The sequence below is a fragment of the Cupriavidus sp. 8B genome (genome assembly GCF_054589115.1).
Map to the genome: position 1 here is coordinate 31731 of NZ_BAAILO010000225.1, position 7252 is coordinate 38982.

General features: G+C 65.8%; 6 protein-coding genes. 3 read left to right on the top strand and 3 right to left on the bottom strand.

The annotated features are described in order from the left end of the window. Positions 1–126 precede the first annotated feature (126 nt). Positions 127–1800, top strand: coding sequence for a dihydroxy-acid dehydratase (gene ilvD / locus ACYP5B_RS22125; RefSeq protein ID WP_267604121.1), 1674 nt, complete (start codon positions 127–129; stop codon positions 1798–1800). 196 nt (positions 1801–1996) lie between these two features. Here ilvD and ACYP5B_RS22130 read toward each other — a convergent pair whose 3' ends face one another. The 3 genes from ACYP5B_RS22130 to ACYP5B_RS22140 form a co-directional block, all read right to left on the bottom strand. Continuing rightward, positions 1997–2593, bottom strand: a complete 597-nt coding sequence (locus ACYP5B_RS22130) for a hypothetical protein (RefSeq protein ID WP_459571107.1) — start codon at positions 2591–2593, stop codon at positions 1997–1999. Then, complete coding sequence (locus ACYP5B_RS22135; RefSeq protein WP_318231705.1) at positions 2590–3051, bottom strand: DNA polymerase III subunit chi; 462 nt, start codon at positions 3049–3051, stop codon at positions 2590–2592. The genes ACYP5B_RS22130 and ACYP5B_RS22135 overlap by 4 nt, the downstream gene beginning before the upstream one ends. A gap of 105 nt (positions 3052–3156) precedes the next feature. Beyond that, entirely contained in the window at positions 3157–4725 is a 1569-nt protein-coding gene (locus ACYP5B_RS22140; protein ID WP_459571108.1) for a leucyl aminopeptidase, read from the bottom strand. 140 nt (positions 4726–4865) lie between these two features. On the opposite strand from ACYP5B_RS22140, the gene lptF reads away from it, so the two are divergent. Both lptF and lptG read left to right on the top strand, forming a co-directional pair. Beyond that, positions 4866–5990 (top strand): LPS export ABC transporter permease LptF, encoded by a 1125-nt coding sequence (gene lptF, locus ACYP5B_RS22145; RefSeq protein ID WP_267604124.1) that lies wholly within the window; start codon positions 4866–4868, stop codon positions 5988–5990. Further along, positions 5987–7141 (top strand): LPS export ABC transporter permease LptG, encoded by a 1155-nt coding sequence (lptG, locus tag ACYP5B_RS22150; RefSeq protein ID WP_267604125.1) that lies wholly within the window; start codon positions 5987–5989, stop codon positions 7139–7141. The genes lptF and lptG overlap by 4 nt, the downstream gene beginning before the upstream one ends. Positions 7142–7252: the final 111 nt, after the last annotated feature.

The window sequence follows — 7252 nt, forward strand, 5'->3', positions numbered from 1 at the left end:
ATAATATATTTGACACGATAAAAGGCAAGCGGCATGCTCTCGTCCACAACATGGCAAGAGCCTGCCCGGTCCTCGGAACCCCTGAGGCGCCCCGCGCAGGCCGGCACACTTCCCCCGGAGATTCCCATGGCATACAACAAACGCTCGCAGCACATCACGCAAGGCGTGGCGCGCTCCCCCAACCGCTCGATGTACTACGCGCTGGGCTACAAGAAGGAAGACTTCGACAAGCCGATGGTGGGCATCGCCAACGGCCACTCCACCATCACGCCGTGCAACTCCGGCCTGCAACGCCTGGCCGACGCCGCGGTTGCCGCCATCAAGGCCTCCGACGCCAACCCGCAGATCTTCGGCACCCCGACCATCTCGGACGGCATGTCGATGGGCACGGAAGGCATGAAGTACTCGCTGATCTCCCGCGAAGTCATCGCCGACTGCATCGAGACCGCGGCCCAGGGCCAGTGGATGGACGGCGTGGTCGTGATCGGCGGCTGCGACAAGAACATGCCGGGCGGCATGATCGCGCTGGCGCGCACCAACGTGCCGGGCATCTATGTGTACGGCGGCACCATCAAGCCGGGCAACTGGAAGGGCAAGGACCTGACCATCGTGTCGTCGTTCGAAGCCGTGGGCGAATTCACCGCTGGCCGCATGAGCCAGGAAGACTTCGAGGGCGTCGAGAAGAACGCCTGCCCGTCGTCGGGCTCGTGCGGCGGCATGTACACCGCCAACACCATGAGCTCCTCGTTCGAGGCGCTGGGCATGTCGCTGCTGTATTCATCGACCATGGCCAACCCCGACCAGGAAAAGGTCGACAGCGCCGCCGAATCGGCACGCGTGCTGGTCGAGGCCATCAAGAAGGACATCAAGCCGCGCGACATCATCACGCGCAAGTCCATCGAGAACGCGGTTGCGCTGATCATGGCCACCGGCGGCTCCACCAACGCCGTGCTGCACTACCTGGCGATCGCCCACTCGGCGGAAGTGGAATGGAGCATCGACGATTTCGAGCGCATCCGCCGCAAGGTGCCGGTGATCTGCAACCTGAAGCCGTCGGGCCAGTACGTGGCGACCGACCTGCACCGCGCGGGCGGCATTCCCCAGGTCATGAAGATCCTGCTCAAGGCAGGCCTGATGCATGGCGACTGCCTGACCATCACCGGCCGCACCCTGGCCGAGGAACTGGAAAACGTGCCCGACACCCCGCGCGCCGACCAGGACGTGATCATGCCGATCGAAAAGGCACTCTACAAGGAAGGCCACCTGGCCATCCTGAAGGGCAACCTGGCACCGGAAGGCGCCGTCGCCAAGATCACCGGCCTGAAGAACCCGGTCATCACCGGCCCGGCCCGCGTGTTCGAGGACGAGCAAAGCGCCATGGACGCCATCCTGGCCGACAAGATCAATGCCGGCGACATCCTGGTGCTGCGCTACCTGGGCCCCAAGGGCGGCCCCGGCATGCCTGAAATGCTCGCCCCCACCTCTGCCATCATCGGCAAGGGCCTGGGCGAATCGGTCGGCTTCATCACCGACGGCCGCTTCTCCGGCGGTACCTGGGGCATGGTGGTCGGCCACGTCGCGCCGGAAGCGCATGTGGGCGGCAACATCGCGCTGGTGCAGGAAGGCGACTCGGTCACCATCGACGCGCACAAGCTGCTGCTGGAACTCAACGTGAGCGAAGAAGAGCTGGCCAAGCGCCGCGCCGCCTGGAAGCAGCCGGCACCGCGCTACACCCGTGGCGTGCTGGCGAAGTTCGCCAAGCTGGCTTCGACCGCCAGCAAGGGCGCTGTAACGGACTGAGGCCTGGCTTTAGTGCCAGAATGAAAAAGCCCGCGAGCGATCGCGGGCTTTTTCTATGGTGCGGGGGGAGGTTCAATCTCCCGCCGGTTTGCTCCCCTCTCCCGCCTGCGGGAGGGGTTGGGGGAGAGGGCGGGCGCTCGTTACGCCGTCGTGCCGTCAAAAACCACGGGCTTCGTTCGGTGCCTCGGCCTGCTTTTTACAAGCCGCCTGGATCCCGCTCGATTTCTTCGAGCGTGGCGTCCAGCCATTCCACCAGCCTTGCCTCCATCGCCTGCGTCAGTTCCGCCGCCAGTTGTGCGGTCAGCGGGGCCAGGCGCGATTGCAGCGTGGCTTCGGTATGGGCCTCCACCACCTGCGGCCATTCGGTGCGAAACCGCATCATCACGCGGGTCAGCAGCTCGCTGCGCACGGCGCGCAACTCGTCCGCGCTGGGCGGCGGGCTGGCGTGGTGCGTGGCGTGCGAGACCGAGTAGGCGCCATCCTGCGTGGACGGGGTTGGCTGGTGCAGCGCGGGGATCTCGGGCGCGGGAATGCCGTCGCCGGTCTCACGGGGCATGACGACATGGGTGACCGGGCCGGGCCAGGCCATGTCATGCGCGGGCTGGGCATGGCCTGGGCCGCCAGCGCCGGAATCCGACCACCCTGCGGCTTGCGTCGCCCCCGTCGCAACCGGCGCATCCGGCGCCGGTTGCTTGGCGCCGTCGGTGGGCAGGTCGATCACCTCCGTCAGCAGCGGAATGCTGTCGTTGGGCCCGATGCGCGGGATCACGCGCGAGGTGGTACGTTCAGTCATGCGGCATCCCCCTTGCCCTGGGTTGACTGGCCTGCCTGGCCGGCCTGGGCGATATCGTGGTGCGCCAGCGGATAGCCGCGCTCGCGGTACAGGCGAAAGCGCTCGCGCCCGGCGGCGCGGTCGTCGGCGTCGCTGCCGACCACCTCGATCATGCGCTCGAAGCTGGCGAACTGCGCCGGCGGCTCGGCGCTGAGGTTGATCAGCAGCTGATGGTGCGGGGCCTGGTCCAGCGTGGCCGCCAGCACGATCGGCGTCACCTCGGCGTTCGGGCTGTCCACGCCGCAATGTGGCAGGAAATCCAGCGCGGAGAACGTCCACAAGCGCGCATCGAGCTGCGCCAGCTGTTCCGGCGCGCCATGCACCACCAGTTTCTGGCCGGCGCCATACGCCTTGCGGATCAGCCTGCAAGCGTAGCCGAGCTTGTCGGGCACGTTGCTGTGGAAATCGATACGCGTCATGGTCGAAAGCAATCCTGTGAGAATGAAGCTAAACAGGGACGGCCCCGCGCGGATGCCGGTGCCGGCCCGTCCCTGCGGTCAAGCATCAAGCTTGACCATCCAGCTTCAGCCAGCGCGGTCCATCAGGAACTGCGCCAAGAGGGGCACCGGGCGGCCGGTGGCGCCCTTGGCGGCGCCGCTCTTCCAGGCGGTGCCGGCGATGTCCAGGTGGGCCCAGTCGTACTTCTCGGCATAGCGCGCCAGGAAGCAAGCGGCGGTCACGCTGCCGGCCGGGCGGCCACCGATATTGGCCATATCGGCAAAGTTGGACTTGAGCTGATCCTGGTAGTCATCGTCCAGCGGCATGCGCCAGGCGGTGTCCATGGCCTTGCGGCCGGCTTGCAGCAACTGGTCCGCGAGGCCGTCGTTGCGCGCGTACAGGCCGCTGTTGACGTGGCCCAGCGCGATGATGCAGGCGCCGGTCAGGGTTGCCACGTCCACCACGGCGGCCGGCTTGAAGCGCTCGACATAGGTCAGCGCGTCGCACAGGACCAGGCGGCCTTCGGCGTCCGTGTTGAGGATCTCGATGGTCTGGCCGGACATGCTGGTGACCACGTCGCCCGGCTTGGTGGCATTGCCGCTGGGCATGTTCTCGCAGGTGGGGACCACCGCGATCACGTTGAGCTTGAGGCCCATCTCGGCCACAGCCTGCAGCGTGCCCAGCACCGAGGCGGCGCCGCACATGTCGTACTTCATCTCGTCCATGCCCTCGCCGGGCTTGAGCGAGATGCCGCCGGTATCGAAGGTGATGCCCTTGCCCACCAGCACCACCGGCGCCTGCTTGGCCGAGGCGCCGTCATAGCGCAGCACGATGAACTGGGGCGGCTCGATCGCGCCCTTGGTGACCGCCAGGAAGGCGCCCATCTTGAGGGCCTCGATCTGCTTGCGACCCAGCACTTCCACCTTGAGCTTGTGGCGCTTGGCGATGCCGCGCGCGGCATTGGCCAGGTAGGTCGGCGTGCAGATGTTGGACGGCAGGTTGCCCAGGTCCTTGGTGAGCTCCATGCCGTTGGCGATGGCCGCGCCGCGGACCACGGCCTGGGCAGCAGCCTTGGCGTCGGCCGCGTCGACGGTGAGCACCACCTTGCGCAGGCCGGCGGGCTTGTCGGCGCTGTTGCTGTTGCTGTTGCCGTTGCCCTTGGCATTGGCGCGCTTGAGGCCCGGATGGCGCTCCTGCAGGCGGTAGCCGGCTTCGCGGATCAGGGTGACGGTGGTGATCAGGCGCCAGGCCAGGTCGCGAGCGTTGCCGGCCTGCTGGGGCGCCTGCTGCTGAGCGAGGCACCACAGCACATTGGCGGCGCGCGTGCCGGACAAGGCACGCAGCGCGGTGCGCACGGCCTCGGCGAACGCCTTGTCGCCGAACTCGGCTTCCTTGCCGAAGCCCACCAGCAGCACGCGGGCGGCGCCCACGCCGGCTACTTCGTGCAGCATCAGCTGGGTACCGCGCTTGCCTTCGAAATCACCCAGCTTGACGAGCCGGGATACCAAACCCTTGGTTGCTACGTCGAGTGCCTTGGCCACACCGGCCAGGCTCTGTCCTTCAAACAGGCCCACCACCAGACAATCGGTCTTGGTTGCCAGGAAACCATTTTGGCCCGCTTTGCTCCAATCCAAGGCTTTTGTGCTAAATTCCATCGCGCTTCCTTCCAGGGGCTTGTCCACCACGAAAGCTCCTATTATCCGCGATTTGCTGCCGCCGGTCCGCTATGCTGCTAGCAAAGCCTCTCCGGCGCCGACATCGCCCGCGCCGGCCGGCAGCCCGGAACCGACTCCGCATGATCTTTCAACAAGCCTTGCGTCGCGAGCTCGCATACACCGCCGGCGCGGTGTTCCTGGTCATGCTGACCTTCATGCTGACCTCGCTCGTAATCCGTATTCTCGGCATGGCCGCCAATGGCCAGGCCAGCCCCAATGACGTCCTGATGCTGATCGGCCTGGCCACCATCGGCTACCTGTCGATCCTGCTGTCCGCCACCCTGTTCATTTCCACCCTGATCGTGCTCACGCGCTGGTACAAGGACTCGGAGATGGTGGTGTGGTTCTCGGCCGGCATCTCGCTGCGCGACCTGGTCAAGCCGGTGCTGCAGTTCGCCACGCCCTTCATCATCATGTCGCTGCTGCTGGGCATGTTCGCCTGGCCGTGGGCCAACCAGCAAAGCGCCCTGTTCCGCGACCGCTTCGAGCAGCGCGGCGTGCTGTCCATGATTGCCGCCGGCCGCTTCATCGAGCCGGCCAAGGGCAACTACGTGCTCTTCATCGAAGGCATCGACGCCGACATGAAGCACGCGCGCAATGTCTTTGTGGCCAACGCCGAAGCCGACAAAATCGGCGTGGCGCTGGCCCACCAGGGCCAGTTCCAGACCATGCCCAACGGCGACCGCATGGTGGTGATGGAAAACGGCCGCCGCTACGCCGGCACGCCCGGCAAGATCGACTACCGCATCATCGAGTTCGACCAGTACGCGGTCAAGGTGGACAACAAACCACCCGAGACGGAAGCCAACCTGCCGACCAAGAGCCGCGACACCATCGACCTGCTGCGCAGCCCCACCAACGAGAACCTGGGCGAGTTGCTGTGGCGCCTGTCGCTGCCGCTGCTGGCCTTCAACTTTGTGCTGATCGCCATCCCGCTTGCCTACGTCAACCCGCGCCTGGGCCGCTACACGCCCCTGGTCTTCGCGGTGCTGATCTACCTGACCTACAGTAACGTGATCAACCTTTCGCAGGCCTGGGTGCGCTCCGGCTCCATCCCGTTCTCGATGGCCTGGTGGCCGTTCCACCTGATTGCCCTGCTGGGCGCGGTGCTGCTGTTCCGCTACCGCCAGAACCGCAGCCTGGGTGGCTGGCGCGCGGTCTTCGGCCTGCCCCGCAAGGGCGGCAACCGGGGGAGCCAGGCATGACCGTTTTGCGTGTCTACGAGCGTTATTTCGGGCGGCTGATCTACGGCGTCTTCGCCTTCATCCTGTTTGCGGTGCTGGCGCTGTTCGTGTTCTTCGACATGCTCAGCGAGCTGGAGAGCGTGGCTGGCCGCTACACCTCGCTGGTGGCGTTCTTCCACGTCATCCTGCAGGCGCCCACCCGCATCTATGAGGTGCTGCCGATCGCCGTGCTGATCAGCGCCATCTATGTGTTCTCGCAACTGGCCAGCCAGTCCGAGTACACCATTTTCCGGGTGGCCGGCCTGAATACGCGCCAGGCGCTGTTCTCGCTGTTCAAGCTGGCGATTCCGCTGGCCATCGCCACGTTTATCTTTGGCGAGTTCATCGGCCCCAAGGCCGAGCAGTACGCGCAGAAGGTCAAGCTCGAAGCGCTGGGCGCCACGGTTTCCGCAGGCTTTCGCTCCGGCGTGTGGGTCAAGGACCGCGACCGCGATGCCTCCAAGGGCCATGAGGTCACGCGCTTTGTCAACGTGGCCGGCCTGCGGCCCGACCAGAGCATCATCGGCGTCACCATTTATGAGTTCGACGACCAATATCGCCTGAGCGTGATCCGCGTGGCCAAGGAAGGCCGCTACCAGGGCAGCCAGTCCTGGCAGCTCACCGGCGTGACCGAAACCCACTTCCTGGAGCTGCCAAGGGGCGAACCCGGCAAGGCGGACGCCCTGGCGCCATCCTTCCGCGGCGAACAGCAAAGCGTGCCCGCCATGACCATGCGCTCCGAGCTGACGCCGCAGATCCTGTCGGTGCTGCTGGTGGAGCCGGAGCGCATGTCCACGCTGGACCTGTTCCGCTATATCCGCCACCTGCGCGACAACAAGCAAGATACCCAGCGCTACGAGATCGCCTTCTGGAAGAAAGTGATCTACCCGCTGACCCTGTTCGTGATGGTGGCGCTGGCCCTGCCCTTTGCCTACCTGCACGCGCGGGCCGGCGCGGTGGGCGTGAAGGTGTTCGGCGGCATCATGCTGGGGCTGTCCTTCCACTTGTCGAACACGCTGTTCTCGCATGTGGGGCTGCTGCATACCTGGCCACCGATCGTCTCGGCGCTGATCCCCGGGACGCTGTACCTGCTGGTAGCGCTTGGCGCGTTGCGCTGGGTGGACCGGCATTAAGCGCTAAGGTTCGAGGGTCAACTACCCCGGCCTAAAGGCCGGAGCTTGCAAAGGCAACTGAACAAGCTCGGGTTGACCAGGCAAAGCGGTAACCAACCCGCTACGTTGCGA